Raw genomic sequence first — 26,652 nt, 5'->3', positions numbered from 1 at the left:
CGGGCGCCGGCGTCAAGGGGGAGGCCGTGGTTCAGCTCGCGAGGCGCTGTGCCTCCAGTGCCTGTTCGGCGAGGGTGCGGCGCGTCCGCAACAGGCCGATCCGCACGGCGCCCGGGCTCTTCCCGGTTTCCTCGGCGATGTATTCGATCGAACGCGCACCCCAGTAGCGCAACTCGAACACGCGGCGTTGGGCCGGCGAGACCTTGCCCTGCAGGACCTCGTGGCAGCGGTCGAGGCGGCGCAGGGCGTCGATGGTGCTCTCGAGGCCCGGCATCGGCGCGACCAGCTCGCGCTCCTGATCCTCGAGCGGGACCGTTTCGAGGCGCTGGCGCCGGAAGCGGTTGCAGACTTCGTGGTGGGCGATGCCGAAGATCCAGGTGAGCAGACTGGAGCGCCCCTCGTACTTCTGGATCGAGCGATACAGCTGCAAGAAGGTGTCCTGGGCCACGTCCTCGGCCTCGGTGGCGTCGCCCAGCCGCTTCAGCGCAAAGGCGAAGACGCGCCGGTGGTAGAGCCCCACGAGCTCGTCGTAGGCGCTCTCGTCGCCCGCGCAAAGGCGCCCGGCGAGCTCGAGATCTTGGGCCCGCTGGCTGCCCGGCTTCGGGCCGGGGTGCGGGATCTGGGTGGTGATCTGGACCTGCATGTCGTTCCTCCCTCCGGGTTTCTCTGGAACGACCTCAACTTCGCCCAGACTCGAGGCCCGCAGATATGAACTGCTTCACAGCTCGGCGAAGATCGACGCGGTGTCCGCGGTGGCTCTTTCGCTAGGGTCCCGGCGTGGTCGTCCTGGGCCTCAACGCCAGCTTCGGGCACGACCCCTCGGCAGCCCTGCTCGTCGATGGAGAGGTCGTCGCGGCCGTCGAGCAAGAGCGGCTCTCCCGGCAGAAGCACGCTTCGGGAGAGGGGTGCGGCGACGCGGCACGGGCGGTCCTGGCCCAGGCCGGACTCGGGCCCCAAGACGTCGATGCGGTGGCCTTTCCCTGGTCGCTCGAGGCCGTCGAGGCGCATCGCTGGGGCTTCGTGCGCCGCTCCCTCCTGCGTCGGCCGAGCAAGGCGCTGGCCCTGCCGTTCCGCTGGCGAGATCGCGGGGCGCGTCCGCTGGCGCGGCTCGAAGCGAGCCTCCGGGACGCCGGCTTCGACCCGGACCGCACGCGCATCGAACACGTGCCCCACCAGCTGGCCCACGCGGCCTCGACCGTCCTCTTCTCGGGCTTCGACGAGTGCGCCGTCCTCACCATCGATGGCGGTGGCGAGCTGACCACCTGTTCCTTCGGATCGGCGACGGGCGGCGAGATCGATCTCTTCCACCAGATCGAGCGCCCGGACTCGCTCGGTCTCTTCTACTCGGCGATCACCGACTACCTCGGCTTCGACGTGAACGACGGCGAATACAAGCTGATGGGCATGGCGGCCTACGGCGACCCGGCGCAGGCCGATCTCTCCGACTTCCTGCGCTGTCAGCGTGGGGATCTCCGCCTCGATCTGCGCGCGATCTGGCCGACGAAGAAATACCGCTACGAAGGGCGACGTTTCGGCACCGCGTTGGTGGACCGCTTCGGACCGCCGCGGGAAGGCGATGCGGCCGGCGCGCCCTACATCCACGTGGCCGCCGCGGCTCAGGCCCTCTTCGAGCGGAGCGCCCTCGATCTCGTGGAGCATCACCTCGGCTTCATCCTGGAGCGCACGCGGAGCCTGTGTTTCGCCGGTGGTTGCGCGCTGAACGTGAAGCTCAACCGACTCCTCCGGGACCATCCGCTGGTCGACCGACTCTTCGTGCCGCCGGCGGCCGACGATGCGGGAACAGCGCTGGGCGCGGCGGCCGTGGTGGCGCAGCGGGAGGGCGAGACGATCGCGCCGCTCTCGACGGCGCAACTGGGGCCCTCGTTCAGCAACGCGGAGGTCGAGGCGGTCCTCGCACGGCGCGGGGTGGCCGGGCAACGCGTGGATGACGCGCCCGCGAAGGCGGCCGAGCTTCTGGCGCAGGGCGAGGTCGTAGCCTGGTTCCAGGGCCGGATGGAATGGGGAGCGCGTGCGCTCGGGGCGCGCAGCATCCTCGGTCATCCGGGGAAGCTCGGTACGGCCGATCAGATCAACGCGCGCATCAAGTTCCGGGAGCAGTGGCGGCCGTTCTGTCCGTCCGTGCTCGCCGAGCGCGCGCCCGACTATCTCGGCAGTGTTCACCCCTCGCCGTTCATGGCCCAGGCGTTCGAGCTGCCGAAGGCCTGGGCCGAGCGCACGCCGGAGGTCGTCCACGTCGACGGGACGGCGCGTCCCCAGACGGTCCACGCCGAGACGCTGCCGCGGTACCACCGGCTGATCCAGGAGTTCGAGCAACGCACCGGGTTGCCCTGCGTGATCAACACGTCGCTCAACCGTCGCGGCGAGCCGATCGTGTGCACGCCCGACGAGGCACTGGACATGTTCTTCGGCAGCGACCTGCTGCACCTGTTCCTCGAGGACTGGTACGTCGAGAAACCCGGGGGCTGAGCAGGCCGGGCGAGGGCGCGGCTAGCGGACCGGACCGACCGAGGCGACCTCGTACTTCTGGACGGTCATTTCCTCGACGCCGAAGCCGCCGACCTTCGCCGCGAAGGTCGCCATGTGGGGGGCTTCGAAGTGGGCGTCGAGCGCAGCCTGGTCCTTCCATTCTTCGAAGATCCGGAAGGCGCCCGGATCGTCGAGGTCGGCGGAGAAGGTGTAGGAGATGCAACCGGCTTCCGCGCGGGTCGCCGTCATCATCTCGCGCGCGGCCACCATCGCCTCTTCGCGCTTTTCGGGGTTGAGTCGGACCACGCCTGCCACCACCAACATCGCTCTCTCCTCGCTTCCGGGTTGGGGCCGCATCCTAACACCGGGGAGGCGCCCGTCGGGTGTGCCATGCGCGGCCCGGGGCGGGTGGATAGAATCGTCGCAACGTCGACGGGGTGGACGCGGGCGCCGCGGGATCGCCGTCACAGGGGGGCGCCTTGCTTTCGGCTCGGGCGATCTATCACGAGATTCGGGACAACGACGAGACCTATCGCCTGTTCTGCAGCGTGGCTGCGAAGGGCGAGACCCAGGGTGGCTGGGAGAATCGACGGATCGCCGCGTTGATTCGCGACGAGGCGCTGCGTCCGAAGGTGGAGCGCCACGGCCTCGACGAGGACAAACACGGTCGGCTGTTCGAGGCGCTGTTGCGCAAGCGCGGGCTCGACGCGTGCACCGTTCCCCTCGAAGTCGACTACACCCTGCTCCTCGAGCAGCGGGGCATCGGCCTCTCTCACGATCGCCTTCGCCGTGACGATCCGCTCTCCGATGAGGAGATCCTGCGATACCTGGTCCATTCGCGGGTAACCGAACAGCGCGCCCGCGAAGAGGTCGATCAGCAGAAAGAGCTCTTCGGCGACGACCCGGAGCTGGGTCGGGCGATCCGCATGATCGCCGACGACGAGGTGAACCATCTCTCGTTCACCCACGAAGAACTCCAGCGCTTCTGCGATCGCGGCTACGAGCCGCGGATTCGCCAGATGCTGCGCGAGTACACCCGCGCCGAGATCGAAACGTATCGCGACGTGTCCCTCGCCGTGATGGGTCACATGGCGCGCACACTCGCCTGGCCCGTCTGGAAGGCCCGACTCCTGGCCTTCGGCATTCGCGCGATCTACTGGGTGGAGCGCTGCATCACCTGGCGCCGCTTCGTCACGATCGAGTCCCCCGAGCGTCCCGGCGCCCTCGATCCGCGCCCGGAGCCCGCGGTGTCCGGGTCCGCGTAGCCCGTGGCGACGCGGATCCGGGACCTGCTCGTTCAGCGCTCCCAGGAGCGCTTCGCGCTCCACGAGCGTCATCTCAACACGCAGATGGTGCGGGTGCTGCGGACGATCGGGTTCGACCGCCACTACGTGCGCGGTGAGGGGCCCTTCCTCTTCGACGACGATGGCCACCGCTACCTCGATCTCCTCTCGGGGTTCGGCGTCTTTGCCCTCGGCCGCAATCACCCGACGATCACGCAGGCTCTGCGCGACGTGCTCGATGCCGGACTTCCCGGTCTCGTCCAGATGGATGTGTCGGCGCTCGCCGGCATCCTCGCCGAGCGGCTGGTGGCGACCGCCCCCGGCGATCTGGACAAGGTCTTCTTCGCCAACTCCGGGGCCGAGACGGTCGAGGCCGCCATCAAGTTCGCCCGGATGCACACCGGTCGGCCTGGCCTCGCCTACTGCGAGCACGGCTTTCATGGCCTGACGCTGGGCGCGTTGTCGGTCAACGGAGAGGGGGCGTTCCGCGAGGGCTTCGGTCCGCTGCTGCCGCACAGCGAGCGGGTCCCCTGGAACGATCTGGCCGCGCTCGAGCGGGTGCTCGCATCGCGGCAGATCGCGGCCTTCATCGTCGAGCCGATCCAGGGACACGGGGTGAACCTCCCGGACGACGACTATCTGCCCGAGGCGGCGCGGCTGTGTCGGAAGCATGGGACGCTCTTCGTCGCCGACGAGATCCAGACCGGTCTCGGGCGCACCGGCCGCTTCTGGGCGGTCGAGCACTGGGGTGTCGAGCCGGATCTCTTGCTCTCGGCGAAGGCGCTCTCGGGGGGCTTCGCGCCCGTCGGCGCGGTGCTGCTGCGCCGGGACGTCTTCGATTCCGTGTTCTCGAACATGCTGCGCGCGCCGGTGCACGGCTCGACCTTTTCGAAGAACGACCTGGCGATGGCGGCAGGGATCGCGACCCTCGAGGTGATTCAGGAGCACGATCTCTGCGCCCATGCCGAGCGAACCGGCCGCGCCTTGCTCGCCGATCTCGCGCCGCTCGTGTCGCGCTACGACTTCGTCCACGACGTGCGTGGCCTGGGACTGATGACCGCGATCGAGTTCGCGCCACCCGAACGCTTGAAGCTGCGCGCCGCCTACCGCCTGGTCGACACCGCGCAGAAGGGTCTCTTCAGTCAGCTCGTGACCGTGCCGCTCTTCCAGAAGCACCGGATCCTCAGCCAGACCGCCGGACACGATCTACCGATCGTGAAGTTCCTGCCGCCCCTGGTGATCGGCGACGCCGAACGGCGTTGGATCCGCGACGCGGTGGATGCGGTGGTGGCCGAGACCCAGCGGCCGGGCGGGGCGATCTGGGATCTGGGGAAGCACCTCGCGTCGGCGGCCCTACGCACGAAGCGCCGCAGCGCCCCTCAGGCGGGGATTTCGTAGCCGGGCGGCGTCCAGCGACCCGGGGGCTCCCAGGCGCCAGTCTCGTTCTGGACCGTGAGCACGCGGACCCCGTCCTCGGTGACCTCGAGGGTGTGCTCGTACTGGGCCGAGAGACTGCGGTCGGCGGTGAGGGCGGTCCAGCCGTCGTCCTGGATCTCGATGCCCGGCGCTCCCGCGTTGATCATCGGCTCGATCGTGAAGGTGAGTCCGGGACGCAGCCGCATGCCGCGCCCCGGCGTGCCGTAGTGGAGCACCTGGGGCTCCTCGTGGAAGCGGCGCCCCACGCCGTGCCCGACGAAGTCGCGCACCACCGAGAAGCCCTGGGCTTCGACGTGGCTCTGGATGGCGTGGCCGATGTCGCCGAGGCGCGTGCCGGGGGCCACGATGGCGATCGAGCGGCGCTGCGCTTCGAGGGTCGCGCTCAAGAGGGTACGCGCAGGCTCGTCGATGTCGCCGACGCCGACCGTGGCGGCGTTGTCGCCGTGGAAGCCCTCGACGATCAGGGCGACGTCGATGCCGATGATGTCGCCTTCCCGCAGCCGGGTCTCCGGGGCGGGGATGCCGTGGCAGATGACCTCGTTGATCGAGGTGCAGACCGAGCGGGGGAATCCGCGGTAGCCCTTCGGTGCCGGCGTGACCCCGTGGCGTTCCGCGAACTGGCAGACCAGATCGTCGATCTCCTGGGTCGACTGACCTGGCGCCACCTCGGAGATCACCCAGGCCAGGCACTCGGCGGAGATCCGTCCCGCCACACGCATCGCCTCGAGATGCGCCTGGTTCTTCAGCTGGATGCCGTGGGCGCGTTCGGTCTGGAGCATCGCGAAATCGAGGGTAGGGAAGGGCCCTCCAGGTCGCCTCAAGGTTTCCCGCAGAGGCTGCTAGCACCCCGGCGCAGCATTAGACTCGTCCGCCACAGGGGGAAGTGTGTCGGGAGAGAAACCGCAGACCGTCTACCGGCTGGACTACCGGCCGCCGGATTACCGCATCGAACACGTCGCGCTCGACTTCGATCTGCACGAAGACGAGGCGGTGGTGTCCGCGAAGCTCCAGGTGGTGCGGGCTCCGGTCGAGCTGGGGGACGTGCCGCCGCTGGTGCTCCACGGCGAAGAGCTCGAGACCCTGAGCGTGGCCATCGACGGCCGAGCCCTGGCTGCTTCCGAGTTCTCCGAGCGGGACGATCGACTGGAGATCCAGGCTCCTCCCGAGCGTTTCGAACTCGAAACCCGGGTGCGGATCCACCCCGAGAAGAACACGGCGCTCTCGGGCCTGTACCGAAGCGCTGGCATGTTCTGCACGCAGTGCGAGGCCCACGGCTTCCGCCGCATCACCTGGTTCCTGGACCGGCCCGACGTGATGGCGACCTACGCCGTCCGGATCGCCGCCGATCGCGAGCGCTACCCGGTGCTGCTCTCGAACGGCAACCGCGGTGCGGTCGAGACCCTGGACGACGGGCGCCACGCGGTCCACTGGGAAGACCCGTTCCCGAAGCCCTCCTACCTGTTTGCGCTCGTGGCGGGGAACCTGCGCTGCCACGAGGGGAGCTTCACCACCCGCTCGGATCGCGCGGTGCGCCTCGAGATCTGGGTCGAGCCCCAGAACATCGACCGCTGTGAGCACGCGATGCGCTCGCTCCAGAAGGCGATGCGCTGGGACGAGGAGACCTTCGGTCTCGAGTACGACCTCGACCTCTACATGATCGTCGCCGTCAACGACTTCAACATGGGCGCCATGGAGAACAAGGGGCTCAACGTCTTCAACGCGAAGTACGTGCTCGCGAAGCCCGAGACCGCCACCGACGACGAGTACGAGGCGATCGAAGCGGTGATCGGCCACGAGTACTTCCACAACTGGACCGGCAACCGCGTCACCTGTCGCGACTGGTTCCAACTGACGTTGAAGGAGGGGCTCACGGTCTTCCGCGATCAGCAGTTCACGGCCGACTCCACGTCGGCTGCGGTGAAGCGCATTCGCGACGTCGTGACCCTGCGGACCCATCAGTTCGCCGAAGACACGGGCCCGATGGCCCACCCGATTCGTCCCGAGAGCTACATCTCGATGGACAACTTCTACACGGCGACGGTGTACGAAAAGGGCGCAGAGGTCGTGCGCCTGTACCACACGCTCTTCGCCGACGACGGGTTCCGGCGGGGCATGGACCTCTACTTCGAGCGTCACGACGGAGATGCGGTCACCTGCGACGACTTTCGCGCCGCGATGGCCGACGCGAACGGCATGGACCTCGCCCGCTTCGAGCGCTGGTACGCCCAGCCGGGCACGCCGCGCCTGCTCGCGAACGGCGACTTCGACGCGACGGCGGGCGAGTACCGCTTGACCCTGCGCCAGCAGGCGCCCGCGCTCGATGCGGAATCCGGCGCCGAGCCCCTGCCGATCCCGGTGCGCATGGGTCTGCTCGACGCCGACGGACGCGATCTGCCCCTGCGCCTGGCCGGCGCTGCGGATGCGTCGGCTCCCACGACGCGGGTGCTCACCCTCGAGGACGAAAGCGAGACCTTCACGTTCACCGGGCTCTCCGCCGAGCCCGTGCCGTCCCTGCTGCGGGGTTTCTCGGCGCCGGTGAAGCTCGCGATGGAGCGCAGTCGCGATGCGCTCGCCTTCTTGCTCGCGCACGACAGCGATGCCTTCGCGCGCTGGGACGCAGCGCAGACCCTGGCCGAGGGAATCCTGTTGGAGATGGCGTCCGCGGAAGGGGCGGGTCGCGCCCTCGAGGTGCCCGACGACTACGTGGCGGCGATGGGTGCGGTGCTGTCCGTACCGGAGCTCGATGGCTCGCTGCGCTCCCTGATGTTGGCCCTGCCCAACGTCCGGACCCTGGGCCAATCGATGCAGCCCGTCGACTACGCAGCGCTCCACGTCGTCCGCGAGCGGGTGATCGCGGCGATCGCCCGCGCTCACGCGACCGCGCTGGCGGCCTGTGTCGACGCGGCACCGATCGACGTGCCGTACCAGATCGAGCCCGCGGACATCGATGCGCGACGCCTCCGCAATACGGCGCTCCGCTACCTGGCGGCGACGGGAGAGCTTCGCTGGGTGGAGCGGGCCCAGGCTCAGTTCCAGCAGGCGAACAACATGACCGACGGCCAGGCGGCGCTGCAGATCCTGGTCGACTGTCCCGGCGACGCGCGGGACGCCGCTCTGGAGGCCTTCCACACCCGCTGGCAGAGCGACCCGCTCGTGCTGGACAAGTGGTTCAGCGTGCAGGCGATGTCGACCCGGGACGACACCTTCGATCGGGTCGTCGCGCTTTCCGAGCACCCGGACTTCACGCTGGCCAACCCGAACCGGGCACGTTCGCTGGTGGGTGCCTTCGTGACGGCGAACCCGGTGCGCTTCCACGCGGCGGACGGCCGCCCCTACGTGTTTCTCGCGGACGTGGTCCTGGACCTCGACGGGCGCAATCCCCAGCTGGCTGCGCGTCTGGTGTCGGCGTTCAACGACTGGCGGCGCTTCCCGGTGGGCCCCCAGGACGGCATGCGGGCCCAGCTCGAGCGCATCGCGCGCCACGCGGGCCTTTCGAAGGACGTATTCGAGATCGCGTCGCGCGCGTTGGGCTGAGTGCTAGCCGAGCGTTCCGATCCGGGCGCCGAGACGCAGCGGGGCGCCGACGGGCTGGGCGTCCAGGACGAGGGCGCCCGGGCGCGCCGCGATCACCAGCGTCGAGCCGAACTCGAAGCGTCCCCATTCTTCGCCCTTCTCGAACGCGGGCGCCTCGTCGTAGTGGCGCCAGCGGGGAGGGCCTGACCCCAGGTTCGTCGTGAGGTCGTCGAAGGTGACGTGAACCTTTCCCACCATCGTCGCGCCGACCGCGGCGATCGCGAACTCGGCTTCGGCCCCCTCGCGCGCGAAGAAGGCGACGATCCGCTCGTTCTCCGCGAACAAGCCGTCGACCCCCTCGAGCCCGATCCGGTTGACGGGCCAGAGCGACCCGGGCAGGTGGACGGCGCGCAGCACGTGCGCGGCGCAGGGCGTGTGAAAGCGGTGGTAGTCGCGCGGCGCGAGGTAGAGCGTCGCGAACGCGCCGCCCTCGAAGGCGCGGGCCGCTTCGGCGTCGCCGAGCAGATCGCTCAGGGCATAGGGGCGACCCTTCACCTGGAGCAGCTGGCCGCGTTCGATGGTTCCGCTTTCGCCCCAGGCGCCGTCACAGGGAGCGACCCAGGCGTCCGGCGCCGGGTCGACGGGACGGGCGCCGGCTGCGAGGCGCCGCACGAAGAAGTCCTGGATCGAGGCGTACTCGGCGAGCGGGCGTTCGACCTCGTCGAGGTTCGCGCCGAAGATCCCCGCGAAGGCCCGACATGCCGGCGCGCGCAGGGCGGAGGGAAGGGGCAGGGACACCCCGCGACCCGCGAGGCGCGAGAGGGCGTGCACGGGGAGCGCGCGCAGGAAGGCCATCGCCAGCCCGGGGAACGAAATCACGGGCGCAGGGTAGTCAGCGCGCTCGAGCTGAGCCACGCTGCCCGCCGTGAGCTGTGTCGGCATCCTCGCGAATCCGATGTCCGGGAAGGACGTGCGTCGCCTGGCGGCGCGCGCGAGTACCACGACGCCCGAGATCAAGCGGGATCAGGTAGCGCGGGCGGCGATCGGGGCGGTGGCCGGCGGAGCGGACCGACTGCTGGTGATCGACGAGCCCTTCCGTATCTCGACCTCGGCCGTCGAGACGCTCGGCCTCTCGGCCACCATCGAGAAGCTCGACATCGGGGCCGAGCTGCGCGCGACGGATACGGTTCGGGCGGTCGAGGAGATGCGAAGCCGGGACTGCCGGGCGCTGATCGTGCTCGGCGGCGACGGCACCAACCGGATCGTCGCGAAGGCCTGGCCCGACGCCCCCCTCCTGCCGCTCTCGACCGGCACGAACAACGTGTTCCCCGTGAACCTGGAGGCCACCAGTGCGGGCCTCGCGGCGGGGCTGGTCGCGTCGGGGAAGGCTCCCCTCGACGTGGCGACCCGGCGGGTGAAACAGGTCCACGTCGCGTTCGAGGACGAGCCGGCCGATCTCGCACTGATCGACGCGGCGCACGTCGTCGATGATGCGGTCGGCAACTACATGCCCTTCGAGCCGCAGAAGCTGCGCCGCGTCGTGTTGTCGCGGGCCGAGCCCACCTCGGTCGGGATGTCGCCGATCGGCGGCCTGCTCGAGCCCTGCAGCGAAGCCGACGACTATGGCGTCGAAGTCGTCTGCGGGGGGCCCGAGGATCCGGGACGCGACCTGCTCGTGCCGCTCTCGCCCGGGTTGTTTCGCGCCGTGCGGGTCGTGTCGGCGCGCAAGCTCCCGCTCGGGGAGACCGTGTCGGTGGTAGGACCCGGACTGCTGGCCTTCGACGGCGACCGCGAGCGCAACCTGGCCGACGGGCAGGAGGTGCGACTCTCGGTGCGCCGAGACGGTCCGTTGCGCATCGATGCCGAGCGCACCCTCCGCCACGCCGTCGCGAGCGGCGCCTTCGACAAGGTGCCCCACTGGCACGACATCTTCGACGAGATGCGTGGGGTCGACTGCTGTTAGGAACCGTCGGCGGTGGGTACGGCCGCGACGCCTCAGGACGCCTTCGGCAGGAGCACCATCTGGGTCTGGGTCACGAGCGCGACGAGCTTGTCCTCGGTCGTGATGCGCGTCTGCCAGACCATCGTCGTGCGGCCGACGTGGAGCGGTGTCGCGACCCCGCGCAGGGTCCCACCTTCCGGGCCCGCGGCGAAGAAGTTGGTCTTCGACTCGAGGGTGGTCGTGCTCGCGCCCTCGGGAAGGTTGAGGACGGCTCCGTAGGCGCCGAGGATGTCTGCGAAGCTCATCAGCACGCCGCCATGCGCCCGGCCGGGGAGCGTACACAGGTCACGGCGCACCTCGAGCTCCCCCGCGATCTCGGTCTTCGACGCCGAGACGAAGCGCACGCCGAGCAGCTCCGGATAGAACCCGACCGTGGTCTTCTGAAGGGCTTCGTGCAGAGCGTCCGACATCGCGTCCTCCTCGACGCGCGCAGTGTTCCGGCGCCGCCGGTTCGGCACAAGGGCCAGTTCGCGCGCCCGCAGCGGGGCCAGGCGACGGCTAGGTGAGGGGCGTCGGTTCGTCGCGGGCCCAGGCGCGCGTCACCTCGAAGAGGTGTTCCTCGACGGCGCGCAGGCGCCGGGCCAGCTCGCGCCCGAGGTTCATCGTGAGCAACGTGAACTGCTCGAGATCGCGCTCGGCCACTTCACGGAGCAACGCGCTCGAGATCTCGAGGGCCAGGCAATCCTCGACGGCCCGCACCGAGGCGCTGCGCGGGCCGAAGTCGAACAGGGCGACCTCGCCGAAGCAGTCGCCCACCTCGAGGCGGCGCAGCGCCACCTCGTGGCCGGCGCGGCGTTTGTGAATGGCGACCTGACCTTCTTCGAGCCAATAGATCGCCGTGCCGCGCTCGTCTTCGCGGAAGAACCACTCCCCGGCCGAAACGCGGACCTCGGGTGCTCGTTCCAGGACGAAGGCCACCGTCTCTTCGGCGGTGGCGCCGAACAGGGCCGTCTTCTGGAGGCGTTGAATCCGCTCGTCACGCGGGCTCACACCCTGATTCTACGCGCGCCGCACCCGCGGAGAAAAGCGCGATGACGCCGGCCCGTCTTCGGGACCCCCCGCGCTAGCATTCGCGCCCATGACGCCCCCCGAAGTCGTCGGACCGGCTTCCCATTTCTACGTCTCGCAGCGCCTGCGTCTGCACTACGTCGACTGGGGAAACGAGCAGAAGCCGCTCCTCCTGTTGGTGCACGGGAATCGCGACCACGCCCGTAGCTGGGACTGGGTGGCGCAGGAACTCCGGCACGACTGGCACGTCGTGGCGCCGGACCTGCGCGGCCACGGCGACAGCGCGTGGGCGGTCGGGAGCCACTACGCCCCGACCGACTTCGTCTTCGACATCGTACAGCTGCTCGACGTGTTGGGTCCCACTCCCGCGACGATCGTCGGACATTCCCTCGGAGGCGCGGTGAGCGTGCAGGTGGCCGGCGCGTTCCCCGAGCGCGTGAAGAAGCTGGCCGTGATCGAGGGACTCGGGCCGCCCCCGGCGGTCCTCGAGCGCATCCAGGGCGTGCCGCGCTGGCAGCGCGTTCGCGACTGGACCGGGCAGATGCAGAAGCTCGCCGCGCGCCAGCCGCGGCGCTACGCGTCGATCGACGAGGCTGCGAAGCGGATGCAGGACGAGAACAGCTTTCTCTCCGAGGCCCAGGCCCGCCACCTCACGATCCACGGGGTCGCCCGCAACGAAGACGGAAGCTTCTCATGGAAGTTCGACAACTACACCCGAGCGTTCCCACCCGGCGGCTTCAGCGACGAAGACGCGGCCGAGTCGCGGCGGCGCATTGCGTGTCCGGTCCTCCTGGTTCGCGGGACCGAGAGCTGGGCGAACGACCCGGCATCGGATCGCCGCGCAGAGGACTTCGCCGACGTGCGCCTCGTCCCCATCGAGGGGGCGGGCCACTGGGCGCACCACGATCGCTTCGACGTCTTCATGCAGACGTTGCGCACATTCTTGGAGGAAGAATCCCAATGAAACTCGAAGGACGCGTGGCGTGGGTCACTGGCGGCGGTTCGGGGCTCGGTCGTGCCATCAGTCAGTGTTTCGCGGCCGAGGGAGCGCGGGTGGTGGTGAACGATCTGCGGCCCGAGACCGCCGAGGAAACGGTCAAGATGCTCGCCGGCAGCGGCCATCTGGCCCAGGGCGGCGACATCTCGGACAGCGCGCGCGTCGCGGAGATGGGGGCGCAGATCCGTCAGGAGTGCGGACGCCTGGACGTCCTCGTGAACAACGCCGGGGTCGACCGTCTTCCCGGCGACGGCATGGAAGACGTGTTGAGTGGCGGCGCGAGCGCGTCTCTGGTGACCGTGATGCCGGACGCCGGCTGGACGCGCATGCTCGAGATCCACCTCAACGGCGCGTTCTTCTGTGCGCGAGAGGCGGCGAAGCTGATGCTCGAGACCGGCTCGGGGTCGATCATCAACATGTCGAGCATCGCCGGCCTCGCCGGGATGGGACCGATCCACTACGCGACGGCGAAGGGCGGCCTGCTCGGCTTCACGAAGTCGCTGGCCCGGGAGCTCGGGCCGCGCAAGATCCGGGTCAACGCGATCTGCCCGGGCGCCATCGATACGCCCATGGCCCAGGCGCTGCCCGAGCCGGTGCTAAAGGGGTTCATCGCGGCGACTCCCCTGCGTCGCATGGGCACCGCCGAAGAGATCGCGGCGGCGGCGCTGTTCTTCGCGAGCGACGACGGCGCGTATCTGACGGGACAGGCGCTGTCTCCGAACGGCGGCATTCACATCGGCTGAAGCGCCGATTTCATTCTGGAGAAACCCGATGCTCTCTTCTTGGGACGACTATCCGATCCATCAGGTGGCCGAGACGATTCGCCACGCCGGTACCTCGGACCGCAACTTCTACGATCGCTACTACTTCAACCTGCACGGGTCGAGCGACGAGCTCTTCATGGTAATGGGGATGGGGCAGTACCCGAACCTGGGCGTGCAGGATGCCTTCGCCTGCGTGCGGCGCGGCGACCGGCACCGAGTGGTGCGGGCGTCGCGCGAGCTCGGTGACCGCATGGACACGACGGTCGGGCCGTTTCGTGTCGAGGTGATCGAGCCCCTGGTCTCGGTGCGTTTCATCCTCGAGTCGACCGAGCACGACCTCGCCTGCGACGTAACCTGGCAGGGGGCGATCCCCGCCTTCGAGGAGCCGCGCCAGTACATCCGCAAGTACGGCCGGGTGCTCTTCGACACCGTGCGTTTCGCGCAGACCGGCTGCTGGAAGGGTCACCTCGAGGTGGCCGGAGAGCGCATCGAGGTCACCCCCGATCGCTGGTGGGGCACCCGGGATCGTTCGTGGGGTGTCCGTCCGGTCGGCGAAGCCGAGCCGCCCGGCATCCGCCAGGGCGAAGGGCAGATGACCGGGATGTGGAACTACTCCCCGATGCAGTTCGGCGATCACTCGATCCTCTACCTGTTGAACGAGACCAACGAGGGCGAGCGGCTGATCGAGGAGGCAGTGCGCATCTGGAGCGATCCGGCGCGCGAGCCCGAGTGGCTGGGGCGGCCCGAGTACGATCACAAGCTCGTGTCGGGCACCCGGGTGGTCGAGAAGTCGCGCCTGGCCTTCCCGGAGGCGCCGGGCGGAGGCTTCGAGATCGAAGTCACGCCGCTCACCCACGCGTTCGTCGCCGTCGGCACGGGCTACGGCATGGATCAGGACTGGCGACACGGCATGTACCAGGGCCCGCTCGTGGTGCAGGGCCTCGATCTCGAACACAGCGAAGTGGGGAAGATCGGTCAGTACGGCGTGGTCGATCACGTGGCCCGCTTCGAGTACGAGGGCAACGTCGGGTTCGGGCTGCACGAGCAGGCCTTCATCGGTGCCTTCGAGAAGTGCGGGCTGCGCGACGCCGGGAGCGTGGCCGACTAGCCCGCTGCGACTTCAGGGCAGGTTTTCCCGCAGCACCCGCAGGACGTTCCCTCCCAGCACCTTCCGGACGCTCGCGTCCGAGAGGCCGCTGTCCCGGAGCGCCTGCGTGAGGGAGGGGAAGGCGGTCGCGTCGAAGCCGACGTGGGTCGCTCCGTCGTAGTCCGAACCGAATGCGACATGGTCATCGCCGACCCGCTCCACGACGTAGCGGACGCTGCGCGCGACGTCCGCGGGCGTCGTGCCGCAGATCGCGCCGGGCCAGAAGCCGATGCCGATGACGCCGCCGTTCGCGGCGACCGCGCGGATCTCGTCGTCGGAGAGGGTGCGGCGGCTGGGACACACGCCGTAGGCGCCGCCGTGGGAGACCACGACCGGATTCTTCGCGTGCGCGAGCACCTGCGGGATCGCGCGCGGCGCGAGGTGGGCGAGGTCCACCACCATGCCCAGCTGCTGCATGCGGATCAAGGTGTCCCGCCCCAGTTCGGTCAGGCCGTTCTTGTCCACACCGTGCGCCGAACCGGCGTAGGCGTTGTCGAAGAAATGGGTCAGGCCGATCATGCGCACACCGAGTGCGTGCGCGCGCTCGAGATTGGCGACTTCCCCTTCCAGCGCGTGGGCTCCCTCGATCGCGAGCAGGACGCCGAGGGTCTCCGGATCTTCGCGGTGCCGGATTTCGAAGCGCGCGAGATCCTCCCGGCTGCGGATCCACACCGCCTTCGAATCGCGTGCGACGGAATTCGCGAGCCGTTCCGCCTGATCTGCGAGCCGTCGGAACGGGCCGGCGAAACAGCTGGGCGCCCAGGTGACGCAGCCGTAGGCGCGCACCAGGTCGAGGCGGTCGGCGGGCGTGTGGTCGAAGTTGCTGCCGAGGGGCACCCGAGTCACGACGGCGAACACCTGGAGGCCGACGCCTCCCGAGCGCAACCGCGAGAAATCCGCATGTCCGAAACGCGCGCGCTGGCTCAGGTCGCGTCGGAAGAGCAGCGAGTCGGCGTGCAGATCCGCGACCAGCTGGGCGTCGTGGAAGGCGCGGGTGTCGGCGGACACCGCGGGGAGCGCTGCCGGGGTGACGCGGTTGAGGAACGCCTCCAGGCCGAAGGCGAGGGCGCCCCAGAGCGCGGCGACGGCCAGCAAGACGATCCACACGCGTCGTGTGTGCGCGGGCTTCGCGGGAGGAGTCACCGCCATCGGGGAAGGCTCGCGTCAGCCGTTGCGGCGCTTCGCCCAGCCGCGGTCGTGGGGGGCCATGAAGATCACCTCGAGTTCCATGGTCTCATGGAGCCACTGGCCCTCGTGGCGACGGTAGTTGTCGTGCTCGACGCCGGTCATCCACATCGGGCGACCTTCCTTGGTCGTGCAGGGCGAGAGGATGTCCCAGCGCCCGGTCGCCCGATCCCCATCGACCTGGATCTCGGGCTTCACGAAGAAGTGCCAGGAGAACTCGAGGGTCGGCTCGCGCATGCGCGCGGCAATCGCGTCCCGTCCTTCGCTGACGCCGAGGGCGGCGCCGCCGTCCCAGCGCCCGTCGGGGGTGAAGAGCGCCGCAATGTCGCGGCTGACGGTCTCGAGCGCGTCGGGCGCGATGACGCCGCCGCCGCGCAGGTAGCGCGCGTCGACCAGGCGAGCGTACTCGGCCTTGAGTCGCTGGATCTCCAGCACCGCTTCGGTAGCAGCGGCGCGCCGCTCGAGCGCGGCGAGGCGGGCTTCCAGCGCGTCGATTTTCAGGGCGTCGTCGGTCATGGGCTCCCCCGGTGGACGGCGATCGGCGAGCATACCGCGGGGCTCGTCGGAGCGTCCGGACGCGAAGCGTTCTCGTCGGGCTTGAAAGGCCCCGTAGAACGTGTTGCAATCGCGCGTTCCGAGGCGCGTCCGACGAGGCGCCTCGATTGCCAGCGAAAACCCCGCCGCATCTGGCGAAACCCAAGCGCCCCGACTCGCGACAAGCGCACCTCAACGGGAGATTCCGACCATGAAGGCAGCCGTTCTCTGGGAGCTCAACAAGGAACTCGAGGTGCGCGACGACGTCCAGCTGACCGAGCTGGGCCCGAACGACGTCCACGTGAAGACCGTGTCGAGCGGAGTGTGCCACTCGGATGTCTCCGCGCAGAACGGCACGATCCCGACGGGACTTCCGTGTGTGCTGGGCCATGAAGGCGCGGGCGTCGTCCTCGAAGTGGGGTCTGCGGTGACGGGTCTGCAGGCCGGTGACCACGCCATCGTCTCGTTCACGCCCGCCTGCCGGGTCTGCAACAACTGCATGCGCGGCCAGGCGAACCTCTGCGAGGCGACGATGGGCATGATCCTGGCGCCGCGCTTCAAGGTCGGTGACCAGGTGATGGGTGGCATGACCGGCTGCGGCACCTTCTCGGAAGAGATGATTCTGCCCGAGGCGGCGGTCATCAAGGTCGACAACGACATCCCGCTGAACGTCGTATCGCTGATCGGCTGCGGCGTGATGACCGGCGTGGGCGCCTCGATCAACACGGCAGCCATCAAGCCCGGTACCTCCGTGGCGGTGATCGGCTGCGGCGGCGTCGGCATCTCGGCGATCCAGGGAGCGCGCATTGCGGGTGCCTCGGAGATCGTCGCGGTCGACACGGTCGATTCGAAGCTCGAGATGGCGAAGAAGTTCGGGGCGACCCATGCGGTGAAGCCCGACGACCTCGAGGGCGCGAAGAACGACGTCACGGGCGGCGAGGGCTTCGACTACGCCCTCGAATGTGTTGGGCACCCGGCCACGATCCGTTCCACCTACGACGCCGTCCGCCGCGGCGGGACGGCCGTGGTGGTGGGCGTGGGCCGCATGGACCAGAAGATCGAGTTCACCGCCTTCGAACTCTTCTACGCCGAGAAGACGCTCAAGGGCTCCATGTATGGCAGCGCCAACGTGCGGACCGACTTCCCGCGCCTGCTGCGCCTCTGGAAGTCCGGGAAGCTCGACCTCGAGGGCATGATCAGCCGCCGCATCCAGCTGGACGACATCAACGACGCCTTCCGCGCGATGCAGGCCGGCGAGGTGATCCGCTCGGTCATCGACTACGCCTAGTCGCTTGGCGGGGGCTCCCCGCGAGGACATCCGGCGGCCTCGAGGACCGGCTGTGTAACAACCGCGGTCCGCTGGGCGACCCCCTCTCGGGACGAGAAGGGACGTGTCGACGCGAACCAGTCAAAGCAGAGGGTGGAGTGGGCACGCTACGGCGCTCGTGGCCACGCTGACCTGGGCCTGCGCCTCGAATCCGGCGCCGGTCGAGGTCCAGGTGGAGAACCGCTCCGGGTTCGCGGTCGACGAGATCCGTGCGACCCCCTGCGAGGGTACGACCGGCCGCACGCTGACCGCGTCGCCACTCCAGCCCGGCGAGCGGCGCTGGATCGCGGTGCCGCGGACCTGTGTTCACCTCGAGGCACGCACGCAGGACCACGTGTCGGCCGAGCGGCGGAGCTTCGTGCCGTTGCCCGGCAGCTTCTGGGCGATCGACCCGCGTCCCCACCACACGGGAGATTCGGGATGAGCGAACTGCGCATTGGCGAAGTGGCCCGGGCGACGGGACTGCGCGCCTCGGCGATTCGGTACTACGAAGAGCGCGGTCTCGTGGCGGCCGCGGGCAGGCGGGGCGGTGCGCGCGTATTCGACGATACGGTGCTGGATCGCCTCGCGGTGATCGAGCTGGCGAAGAGCGCGGGGTTTTCCTTGATCGAGATCGAGCGACTCCTCGGCGGCTTCTCGCGGCGCACAGGGCCCGGGCCCCGCTGGCGGGCGTTGACGGCGACGAAGCGCGAAGAGCTCGGGCGGCGCATCACCGAGGCCCAGCGCATGCTGGGGCTGCTGGAGACCCTCGACGGTTGCGAGTGTCCCACCCTCGAGGACTGCGGAAAGGCGTTGCGCGACGCTTGACGCGGGCCGGGACGGCCTCGCTACCCTGACGCCGATGCCGACCGGGCCCACGCCATTGCCGCGCGTCGACCTCGCCCGCGTCGTCGATCTCGCCGACCGACTCGAAGCCGATCACCAGCTGGAGCCCGAGACGCTCCGCGAGCGCGATCGCACCCTCGGTCGCGAGCTCGCCGATCACGTGGCCGACGCGACCGCGCGGGTCGAGGCCTGGCTCGATCGCCTCCGCACCGGCAGCGATCCCACCGCAGGCGAGCGAGCCCAGCGTGCCGAGCGCACCCTGCGCGCGCTGTTGATCGGGGTCGGTGGTGCGCTCGGCGTGGGCGCAGCCCTGGCATTCTTCCGCTACGACGGCACCCACCCGGTGAACGTCGTCCAGGTGCTGGCGTTCTTCGTGGCCCTCCAGGCCGTGCTGCTCATCGGGACCGCGATCCTGGCTCTGCCCGAGACCTGGCGGAGTCGGGTTCCCGGCCTGGCGGCGGTGCAGGACGTGCTGCGGTTGGCGAGCCCGGGTCGCTGGCAGCCCGCGCTGCGCCGCGCGCTTCCGGCTGCCCAGCGCGACGCGCTCGAACGTGCGTCGGGTCTCGCACGGCGGCATCAGCGGCTCTACGGCGACGTCCAGAAGTGGTCGCTGTTGGCGCTCTCCCAGTGGTTCGCCCTGTCTTTTCACGCGGCGGCGTGGGCGACGGCGGCGGCGCTCGTGACCTTCAGTGACCTGGCCTTCGGCTGGTCGACGACCCTCGACGTGTCCGTTGCCGAGGTGCACCGCATCGCAGACGCACTCGCGCGCCCCTGGTCGACGCTCTGGCCCGAGGCCGTGCCGAGCCTCGCCCTCGTCGAGCAGACCCAGTACTTCCGAGGCCAGGGCGGGTTGGTGATCGACGCCCTCGACTCGGCGGCCTGGTGGCGCTTCGTACTCGCGGCGATGGCCCTCTACGGTGCACTGCCCCGGCTCGTGGCGCTGGTCTTCGTGAGCTGGCGGCGTTCCCGCGCACTCGACCGGGCGTTTCGACACCTGCCCGGCGTCGCCGCGCTGCGCGACCGGCTGGACTCCCGCTGGGTGTCGACGGGAGCCGACCGCCCCGAGAGACGCCCGGCGGCCGAGGGCCCGGCACCGGCACGCGCACCCCAGGAGCGGCCGACCCAGCTGCGGGCCGTGCGGTGGTCGGGCCTCCCGCTCTCGGAAGCCGACGTTCGGGTGCTGCTCACACCGCTCGGGGCCGAACTGGTCGAGGTGCTCGACGGCGGTGCTGGCAGCCGACTCGGCGACGCCGAGCTCGTTGCCGCGCTGGGGGTCGACGCGTCGGCACCGACCCTGCTGGTCAAGGGCTGGGAGCCGCCCCTCGGCGAACTGCTCGATTGGCTCGACGAGCTGAGGGCGGCGCTCGGCGACGGGCGTCCCATCCTGGTCGTACCGGTGGAGGCGAGCGAGGGGGATGCGCCCGGCTTTCGCTTCGCGACGGGTCGCATGGCCGAGACCTGGGTGCGTCGTCTCGACCGCGCCGGCGACCCCTGGCTCGAAGTGATCGCAGGGTCGAGATGAGGGGGGAGCGCGCCTCGTGATCAGTCGGATCCCCACCTTCGCCGTTGTCGGACACCCGAACAAGGGGAAGTCGAGCATCGTGGCGACGCTGGCCCACGACGACTCGGTGCGCGTCGCGCCCGACCCGGGTACGACGATCGCGCGCCAGGCGTACCCGATGCGCGTGGATGGCGAGGTGCAGTACGTGCTCGTCGACACGCCGGGCTTCCAGCGGGCGCGCCGGGTCCTGGCCTGGATGCGACAACGTGAGACCCACGCCGGTGCCCACCGCGAAGTCGTCGCCCAGTTCGTCGCCGAGCACCAGGGGACCGGTCAGTTCGACGACGAGTGCGAGCTGCTGGCACCGCTCCTCGAAGGCGCGGGCATTCTCTACGTGGTCGACGGGTCCGTGCCCTATGGGCCCGAGTACGAGGCCGAGATGGAGATCCTGCGCTGGACGGGCCAACCCAGCATGGCGCTCATCAACCCGATCGACAGCGACGCCTACGTCGAAGATTGGCGCGCCGCCCTGCAGCAGTACTTCAAGATCGTGCGCGTGTTCGACGCGCTCGAAGCGCCCTTCGAAGCCCGCCTCGAGCTCTTGCGTGGCTTCGGGCAGCTGGTCGAGGATTGGCGCCGTCCCCTGGATGCGGCCGTGGAGGTGCTGGCAGAAGAGCGCGGTCGCGACCATCGCCGGGTGGGTCGGGCGCTCGCGGGGCTGGTGCAGCGGATGCTCACCCACACGGTCGAGAAGCGGCTGGCATCCGACGCCGATCCCACACTTTACGAGTCGAACCTCGAGAATCAGTGGAAGGATGCCCTGCGCGATCTCGAACGTGCCGGGCGACGCGAGGTCGAGCGGATCTACGGCCACCGCGAGATCGAACGGGAAGAGGGCGGGCTCGAACTTCTCGAGCAGGACCTCTTCTCCACCGACCAGTGGTACTTCTGGGGACTGAACCGCCGTCAGCTGATTGCCTCGGGGGCCGCGGGAGGCGCGGTGCTCGGTGGCGCGATCGACATCGGCGTGGGCGGGGCGTCGCTCTTGCTGGGAAGCCTGGTGGGCGCCGCGATCGGTGGGGCCGGCGCGTGGTGGTCGAGCCACCGGCTCGCCCGCATCCGGGTCCTCGAACTGCCTCTCGGTGGACGGCTGCTCCGCTGCGGTCCCGCCCACAGCCTCAATTTCCCCTACGTCGTCCTCGGGCGGGCGCTCTACCACCACGCGCGCATCGCCGGGCGCACCCACGCCGACCGCAGTGCGCTACGCCTCGACGAGGACCTCGAAGAGGACAACTGGATCGAGCGCCTCGATCCGGCGCGCCGCAAGGAACTCGATCGGCTCTTCCGGGACCTGCGTTCGGGCGAGGAGCACGAGGAAGACCTGGCGATCTGCCTGACGCCGATCGTGGCGGACGGCGACGCGCCCGCCGTCTAGCGCGCCAGCGCTTTCGCCTCGGCGGTGAGGTGCTCGGCCAACGCCGTGTGGCCGGCCTCCCGGGCGAGGTCGGCGGCGTCGTGTCCGGCATCGTTGCGCAGCCGCGGATCCGCTCCGAGGCGGAGCAGCGTCTCGACGGCGTTCGGTAGCCCCTGATACGCGGCTTCCATCAGCGCGGTGAAACCCTCGGCGACACGGACGTCGAGCTCGGGCGTGCGCTCCGCCAGCAGCGCGACCCCGTCTTCCGAGCGTCCCGCGCAGGCCGCGTGCAGCGGGAGGTTCTGTTCGAAGGCGCGAGACTGGATCGTGGTCTGCGCCCCGGCCTCGAGCAGTGCCCCGACGATCTCCGTGTGTCCGAGGTGCGCGGCGAGGTGCAGCGCCGTCCAGCCGTCGGGGGAGAGACAATCGAGGGCGTCGGTCGGGATCGCGAGCAGGGCACGGACGCGTTCGGTGTCACCGAGGGTCGCGGCGTCGTGAAGCGAGAGGTCGGGCCAGCGCACGCGCAGGGCCTCGGCGTGCTCACCCAGGCCGGCGAACACGCAGGTGAGCACCAGGCTGGTACCCGCCGGGTTGAAGATCCGACTCGGGTGGGTGTCGGCTTTCGCGACGGCGGCGACGAGGTCGTCGGGCGAGAGGGAGCCGAGCTGGTCGAAGAGGGTCGGGTCGGACATGGGAACATCCTACCGGGTCGCGGGACGACCATGGGGTGGCGCGTCTGCAATGGGAGGCGGGTCAGGGCGTCGCGGTGGGCGCGCGCGCTTCGGCCTCGAGCTGCTGGTACCAGTCGCGAAGCACGCCGAAGGCCAGCTTCCGCTCCCCCGCATCCGAGATCAGTCCTTTGCGGTTCCAGAAGTCCTGCACGCCGGGCAGGAGTCGCATCGGCGAGCGGAAGTCCATCAGCACCCAGGGCGAGACGCCGCGGACGATGCTCTGGCGCTCGAGCATGGCGATCTGGCGTTCGTAGACCCGAGCCTGCAGGTCTTCGCTGAACACCGCGAGGGACTCGGGATCGGCGCGACGGCCCGCGAGCGCGCCGGCGCCGAGTTCGCTGACGATCAGCGGTTTCTCGGCCGCCAGCGTGAAACGCAGCCGCGGCAGGTGCTCGAGCACCGTGCGGCGCACGCGTTGGGCTTCGAAGGGCGTGACGGCCGCGAGCAGACTCGTGTAGTACCAGCCGAAGTATTCGTTGAGCGCGGCGACGTCGACGATCTCGGCCAGCGGATCCTCGAGCGGAAGCTCCCATTCCTCGTTCGCGATGCCCGTCGCCAGGGCGAGGCCGGCGTCCGTGAGGAACGGGCGGAGGAACTCCGGCCCGGAGAGCAGCGCGGCGGTGACCGGTCGACTCGGGTCGAGTGCCCGGGCGTGGGCGGCGAGCTCGGCCAGGAAGGCGTTGCGTGCGTCACCGGCGGGTGTCTCGTTGGCGATCGACCACAACACCACCGACGCGCGGTTCACGTCGCGCTCGATCAGCTCGCCGAGCTGTTGCTTCGCGAGCGCCAGCGTTGCGGGTTCCTCGAAGGCGATGTTCCAGTAGACCGGGATCTCTTCCCAGACGAGGAGACCGAGGCGGTCGGCGAGTCGGACCGTGGCGGCGTCATGGGGATAGTGGGCCAGGCGCACGAAGTTGCAGTGCAGCTCCTTCGCCCACCCGAGCAGGGTCTTCGCGTCGGCCTCGCCGTGGGCGCGGCCGCCGCCGGGCGCCTCCTCGTGGAGCGCGATCCCTCGCAGGAAGACCGGCTCTCCGTTGAGCAAGAGGTCGCGGCCTTCGACCCGGAAGCTCCGGAAGCCGATCTCCTCGCGCACTGCGTCCTTCCCCGCCTGGAGCAAGACCTCGTAGAGCCGCGGGTTCTCGGGCGACCAGCGTTCCGGGGCTGCATCGACCGAGACCACCGCGTCGCCAGCGACGTTGGACGTCGCCGTGGCCACGACCCCGAGCTCGGGGATCTCGAGTCGAACCGGCTGTCCCCCGACGGGATCGCCCGCCAGGCGAAACTCGGCGCGAATGCCGCTCTCGTCCTCGCGGAGGGCAACGCGATAGTGCCGCAGATAGGTGCGGGGCAGTTCGAGAAGCTGGACGTCACGGGTGAGGCCGCCGTAGGAGAACCAGTCGGTCGACGCCGTCGGCACGTCGAGGGCGCCGACCCGGCTGTCGACGCGCACGATCACGACGTTCTCACCCGGGCGGAGGTGCTCGCTGACGTCGACGTTGAAGGGCGTGAAGCCGCCGCGATGGACCGCTACGCGTCGGTGGTTCAGATAGACGGAGGCGGCGTAGTTCGCGGCGCCGAAATAGAGCACGTGCCGGACTTCGGGAGACGGCGTCGCCTCGAACCTGCGGCGATACCAGACCGCGCCCTGATAGTGGAAGAGCTCCGGGGCCTGGCTGTTCCAGTCGCCCGGGACGGCGAGCGTCTGGGTCGGATCGAAGGCCGCCTCGACGAGATCAGCGGGCGAGGTGGGTCGCGTTTCCCGGGGCAACCAGCCGGCCAGATCCGCGAGCGGAAAGTTCCCGGGGTCGACGACGCGCTGCCAGGTGCCCGACAGCTTCGTGTGTCGGCGGCCGCCGGGATGCATGACCAGCGGTTCGGGGGGCTCGTCCTCGGTGGCGGCCACCGACCGCAGGTAGTCGACGGTGTCTCGGGTCGCCCGCGGCCAGTCTCCGAACCACAGGTAGAGGGTGAGCGCGAGTGCCGCGCAACCGAGCATCCCCACTGCGAAACCGATCCAGGCGAGTGCGCTTCTGGCCACCGATGCGTTTCTGGCCATGAGTCTGTCCCTCCCGCGTGGGGGAGACGGGTAGCCATCCCGCGCTTCGCCGTCAGGGGCCGGTGTCGCCGACGTCGATCTCGACGACCCGTGAGTCGAAGCGACCGAAGCGGGCGACGCCGTCCTGCCCGCGCGGTTCGGCACCCGGTGCGTGCCACACGAGTTGGTAGGGGACGTTGCGCCGCCCGTCGTCGCAGTCTTCGGGATAGTCGATTCCCACCCGGTAGCGGCCGGCGACCGCAGCCGGGAAGGAGATCGTCTCGATCCGAGGTGCGGGCGCATCGCAGCGGCGGTCGGCGTCGAGGTGACCGCGATCACGGGCGGGAGTGTTCGCGTAGTAGACGGTCTCTTCCGAGGGGCCCGTCACGTAGAGATCGAGGTCGGCGTCGGGCCCGAAGACCAGGGACACCTGGAGCGTGGTGGCATCGCGGGGGGCGTCGACTGCGAGGTCGGGGGGCGGGGCCGGGGTGGACGCGCAGGCCCAGGCCAGCGGCAGGACCCAGAGGGCGGCGATAGCATCGCGTCGGGATCGATCGGCGGGTTCGGGTCGGTCAGCGTGCTCGGGTCGGTCAGGAGAGGAAGCCATGGACGTCTCCGTTCGCAGCGGGCGCAGCGACGCGCCCGGACGCATCAGCGCGAGGGCGGCGGCGATTCTATCCGGGCTCGTGGTCGGGATGCTCGCGCAGAGCGCGCCCGCCGGTGCTGCGGAGGGCATTCGGGGCGCCGTGCTCGGCCCTGGGAAGCAGCCGGTCGTCGGTGCGATCGTAACCTTCCAACGCGGCACGCCGGCGCACCGGGTGAGCGTGTTCACAGACGAGCGGGGGATCTTCCAGACGCCGCCCCTCGCGGGCGCAGGCCCGACCACCGTGATCGCGCGCCGCATCGGCTGGAACACCGTGCGTCGCGAGGACATCCCGCTCGAGGACGGACAGTGGCTGCGGCTCGATGTTTCGCCGACCGAGGATCCCCTCGAGGTCGCGGCTCAGCTTCCGGCGAACCGCTGGTTCGACCTGCTGCTCGCGCGGCTCGACGACCCGGACGAGCGGGAAGAGTTCGTGCGCCAGTGCACCTACTGCCACCAGCAGGGCAACTGGGCGACCCGCCGCCAACGCGACCCGGAAGAGTGGCGGAAGATCCTGCATCTGATGGGTCGCATGGGGGGCCTCCTCAGCCGCGATCTCCGCGAGAAGCTTCCGGCGCTGCTGAACGAGGCCTACGATCCGAACCACGCGGCAGCCGCGCTCGGCGTGGGCGAGCCTGGCTTCGCGCCCCCGCCGCCGTCCGAGGTGCGCAAGGCGGTGGTCGAGGAATGGGACCTCGGCGGTCGTGCGTCCATGCAGCACGACATGCTCGTGCACCCGGACGGGCGGATCTACTCGGTCGACATGACCCAGGACCAGCTCTACCGGCTCACGCCCGAGACCGGGGCCCGTGAAGCCTGGTCGATTCCGCACGGAGACCTGCCGCTGGGCGGTGTGTTCGCCAGCGCGGGGCCGCCGATGGTGCCGAACGCCAATGCGCACGTCGGGCCCCACTCGTTGCAGGTGGCGCCGGATGGCAACGTCTGGATCACCCTCGCACTGGGCAACCAGCTGGCGCGCTTCGATGTCGAGACCGAGACGTTCACGACGGTCACGCTCGAAGAGGGCTTCTACCCGCACACGCTGCGCTTCGATCTGCGCGGACGCATCTGGTACACGATCGCCGCCTCGAACCACCTCGGCATGTACGACCCCCACACCGAGGAGCGACGCGAGCTCCGTCTCCCGGCGCGGACCTTCGGCCAGGCCTTCGCCATGCGTATGATGCCGCTGGCCCTCTGGATCGGGCGCCACGTCGATCTGCGAGGCACGGCGGCCGACGGCGATGGGTTCACGGCGCCGATTCCCTACGGCATCGACGTCGCGCCGAACGGGGCGGTCTGGTTCAGCCAGCTGAACGAGCACCGGATCGGACGCATCGATCCCGACAGCTTTGCGATCGAGATGGTCGAGACGCCGTTCACGGCACCGCGGCGGCTGCGGTTCGACGACGAGGGCATGCTCTGGATCCCCGGTTTCTCCTCGGGGGTGCTCGCGCGCTTCGACCCCGAGACCCGGGAGTTCCGCGAGTACCCCTTGCCGATCGAGCCGGCCGGAACCGAGACGCCCTACGCGCTCCACGTCCATCGGCCGAGCGGGGACGTGTGGATCTGCGGCACCAACAGCGACACGCTGATCCGCTTCGTCCCCGAGACCGAGACTTTCACGGTCTTCCCCCTCCCGACCCGTGTCACGTACACCCGCGAGATCGACTTCGACGACGAAGGTCGGGTCTGGACCTCGAACTCCAACCAACCGACCTGGCAGATCGAAGGAGGCACGCCGCGGCTCTTGCGGCTGGACCCGCGTGGCGTCCCGGATCCCGACTACGCACGCCAAGAGGGGACGCGGCGCTGAGCG

The 26,652-nt window shown here is 69.8% G+C and carries 25 protein-coding genes; 14 read left to right on the top strand and 11 right to left on the bottom strand.

Annotated elements, in window-relative coordinates; genetic code table 11:
• Positions 1–31 precede the first annotated feature (31 nt).
• Entirely contained in the window at positions 32–643 is a 612-nt protein-coding gene (locus AAF430_14930; protein MEM7411524.1) for an RNA polymerase sigma factor, read from the bottom strand.
• A gap of 134 nt (positions 644–777) precedes the next feature.
• On the opposite strand from AAF430_14930, the gene AAF430_14925 reads away from it, so the two are divergent.
• Positions 778–2,487 carry a carbamoyltransferase C-terminal domain-containing protein gene (locus AAF430_14925; protein MEM7411523.1) on the top strand — a complete coding sequence of 570 codons (1,710 nt, stop codon included), beginning with the start codon at positions 778–780 and terminating at the stop codon, positions 2,485–2,487.
• Positions 2,488–2,508: 21 nt separating this feature from the next.
• Here the strand turns inward: AAF430_14925 and AAF430_14920 are convergent, their stop codons facing one another.
• Complete coding sequence (locus AAF430_14920; GenBank protein MEM7411522.1) at positions 2,509–2,811, bottom strand: putative quinol monooxygenase; 303 nt, start codon at positions 2,809–2,811, stop codon at positions 2,509–2,511.
• A gap of 155 nt (positions 2,812–2,966) precedes the next feature.
• Between AAF430_14920 and AAF430_14915 the strand changes: the two genes are divergently transcribed.
• Both AAF430_14915 and AAF430_14910 read left to right on the top strand, forming a co-directional pair.
• Positions 2,967–3,752 (top strand): ferritin-like domain-containing protein, encoded by a 786-nt coding sequence (locus AAF430_14915; GenBank protein ID MEM7411521.1) that lies wholly within the window; start codon positions 2,967–2,969, stop codon positions 3,750–3,752.
• Between the two features lie 3 nt (positions 3,753–3,755).
• Entirely contained in the window at positions 3,756–5,168 is a 1,413-nt protein-coding gene (locus AAF430_14910) for an aspartate aminotransferase family protein (protein MEM7411520.1), read from the top strand.
• Here AAF430_14910 and map read toward each other — a convergent pair.
• On the bottom strand, positions 5,150–5,986 hold the full coding sequence (map, locus tag AAF430_14905) for a type I methionyl aminopeptidase (protein MEM7411519.1): 837 nt from the start codon (positions 5,984–5,986) through the stop codon (positions 5,150–5,152). The genes AAF430_14910 and map overlap by 19 nt on opposite strands.
• A gap of 106 nt (positions 5,987–6,092) precedes the next feature.
• Here map and pepN point away from each other — a divergent pair, with 106 nt between their 5' ends.
• On the top strand, positions 6,093–8,741 hold the full coding sequence (gene pepN, locus AAF430_14900; GenBank protein ID MEM7411518.1) for an aminopeptidase N: 2,649 nt from the start codon (positions 6,093–6,095) through the stop codon (positions 8,739–8,741).
• Positions 8,742–8,744: 3 nt separating this feature from the next.
• Here the strand turns inward: pepN and asd are convergent, their stop codons facing one another.
• Positions 8,745–9,599: an archaetidylserine decarboxylase gene (gene asd / locus AAF430_14895; protein ID MEM7411517.1), complete on the bottom strand. Its 855-nt coding sequence runs from the start codon at positions 9,597–9,599 to the stop codon at positions 8,745–8,747.
• A gap of 46 nt (positions 9,600–9,645) precedes the next feature.
• On the opposite strand from asd, the gene AAF430_14890 reads away from it, so the two are divergent.
• Complete coding sequence (locus tag AAF430_14890; protein ID MEM7411516.1) at positions 9,646–10,683, top strand: NAD(+)/NADH kinase; 1,038 nt, start codon at positions 9,646–9,648, stop codon at positions 10,681–10,683.
• 32 nt (positions 10,684–10,715) lie between these two features.
• On the opposite strand, the gene AAF430_14885 is transcribed toward AAF430_14890, so the two are convergent.
• Positions 10,716–11,132 (bottom strand): PaaI family thioesterase, encoded by a 417-nt coding sequence (locus tag AAF430_14885; GenBank protein ID MEM7411515.1) that lies wholly within the window; start codon positions 11,130–11,132, stop codon positions 10,716–10,718.
• Between the two features lie 88 nt (positions 11,133–11,220).
• Positions 11,221–11,712, bottom strand: a complete 492-nt coding sequence (locus tag AAF430_14880) for a Crp/Fnr family transcriptional regulator (protein ID MEM7411514.1) — start codon at positions 11,710–11,712, stop codon at positions 11,221–11,223.
• Between the two features lie 88 nt (positions 11,713–11,800).
• On the opposite strand from AAF430_14880, the gene AAF430_14875 reads away from it, so the two are divergent.
• From AAF430_14875 to AAF430_14865, 3 genes are read left to right on the top strand one after another with little or no spacing between them, the layout of a single operon-like run.
• A complete protein-coding gene (locus AAF430_14875; protein ID MEM7411513.1) occupies positions 11,801–12,694 on the top strand; it encodes an alpha/beta hydrolase in 894 nt (297 codons plus the stop codon).
• Complete coding sequence (locus tag AAF430_14870; protein ID MEM7411512.1) at positions 12,691–13,470, top strand: SDR family oxidoreductase; 780 nt, start codon at positions 12,691–12,693, stop codon at positions 13,468–13,470. The genes AAF430_14875 and AAF430_14870 overlap by 4 nt, the downstream gene beginning before the upstream one ends.
• Before the next feature lie 28 nt (positions 13,471–13,498).
• Positions 13,499–14,599, top strand: coding sequence for a hypothetical protein (locus tag AAF430_14865; GenBank protein ID MEM7411511.1), 1,101 nt, complete (start codon positions 13,499–13,501; stop codon positions 14,597–14,599).
• A 12-nt stretch (positions 14,600–14,611) separates the two neighbouring features.
• On the opposite strand, the gene AAF430_14860 is transcribed toward AAF430_14865, so the two are convergent.
• The gene (locus AAF430_14860; GenBank protein ID MEM7411510.1) at positions 14,612–15,787 is read right to left on the bottom strand and encodes a dipeptidase; all 1,176 of its coding nucleotides are present in this window, start codon (positions 15,785–15,787) and stop codon (positions 14,612–14,614) included.
• 15 nt (positions 15,788–15,802) lie between these two features.
• Complete coding sequence (locus AAF430_14855) at positions 15,803–16,339, bottom strand: nuclear transport factor 2 family protein (GenBank protein ID MEM7411509.1); 537 nt, start codon at positions 16,337–16,339, stop codon at positions 15,803–15,805.
• A 229-nt stretch (positions 16,340–16,568) separates the two neighbouring features.
• On the opposite strand from AAF430_14855, the gene AAF430_14850 reads away from it, so the two are divergent.
• The 5 genes from AAF430_14850 (at position 16,569) to AAF430_14830 (ending at position 21,445) form a co-directional block, all read left to right on the top strand.
• Complete coding sequence (locus AAF430_14850) at positions 16,569–17,645, top strand: Zn-dependent alcohol dehydrogenase (GenBank protein MEM7411508.1); 1,077 nt, start codon at positions 16,569–16,571, stop codon at positions 17,643–17,645.
• A gap of 157 nt (positions 17,646–17,802) precedes the next feature.
• Positions 17,803–18,108, top strand: coding sequence for a hypothetical protein (locus tag AAF430_14845; GenBank protein ID MEM7411507.1), 306 nt, complete (start codon positions 17,803–17,805; stop codon positions 18,106–18,108).
• Positions 18,105–18,491 carry a MerR family transcriptional regulator gene (locus AAF430_14840; GenBank protein ID MEM7411506.1) on the top strand — a complete coding sequence of 129 codons (387 nt, stop codon included), beginning with the start codon at positions 18,105–18,107 and terminating at the stop codon, positions 18,489–18,491. The genes AAF430_14845 and AAF430_14840 overlap by 4 nt, the downstream gene beginning before the upstream one ends.
• Positions 18,492–18,525: 34 nt before the next feature.
• Positions 18,526–20,031, top strand: coding sequence for a DUF2868 domain-containing protein (locus AAF430_14835; GenBank protein ID MEM7411505.1), 1,506 nt, complete (start codon positions 18,526–18,528; stop codon positions 20,029–20,031).
• A 16-nt stretch (positions 20,032–20,047) separates the two neighbouring features.
• Positions 20,048–21,445, top strand: coding sequence for a DUF3482 domain-containing protein (locus tag AAF430_14830; GenBank protein ID MEM7411504.1), 1,398 nt, complete (start codon positions 20,048–20,050; stop codon positions 21,443–21,445).
• Here the strand turns inward: AAF430_14830 and AAF430_14825 are convergent.
• The 3 genes from AAF430_14825 to AAF430_14815 form a co-directional block, all read right to left on the bottom strand.
• A complete protein-coding gene (locus tag AAF430_14825) occupies positions 21,442–22,116 on the bottom strand; it encodes an ankyrin repeat domain-containing protein (protein MEM7411503.1) in 675 nt (224 codons plus the stop codon). The genes AAF430_14830 and AAF430_14825 overlap by 4 nt on opposite strands.
• Positions 22,117–22,177: 61 nt before the next feature.
• Positions 22,178–24,211, bottom strand: coding sequence for a glycoside hydrolase family 2 TIM barrel-domain containing protein (locus tag AAF430_14820; protein ID MEM7411502.1), 2,034 nt, complete (start codon positions 24,209–24,211; stop codon positions 22,178–22,180).
• A 52-nt stretch (positions 24,212–24,263) separates the two neighbouring features.
• A complete protein-coding gene (locus AAF430_14815) occupies positions 24,264–24,797 on the bottom strand; it encodes a hypothetical protein (GenBank protein ID MEM7411501.1) in 534 nt (177 codons plus the stop codon).
• On the opposite strand from AAF430_14815, the gene AAF430_14810 reads away from it, so the two are divergent.
• Entirely contained in the window at positions 24,796–26,649 is a 1,854-nt protein-coding gene (locus tag AAF430_14810) for a carboxypeptidase regulatory-like domain-containing protein (protein ID MEM7411500.1), read from the top strand. The genes AAF430_14815 and AAF430_14810 overlap by 2 nt on opposite strands.
• Positions 26,650–26,652: the final 3 nt, after the last annotated feature.

The organism is Myxococcota bacterium (assembly GCA_039030075.1).
In the GTDB taxonomy this organism is placed as follows: Bacteria; Myxococcota_A; UBA9160; order UBA9160; family SMWR01; genus JAHEJV01.
Note: the sequence above shows the minus strand (reverse complement) of the source record. Positions and strands in the feature narration are given on the sequence as shown.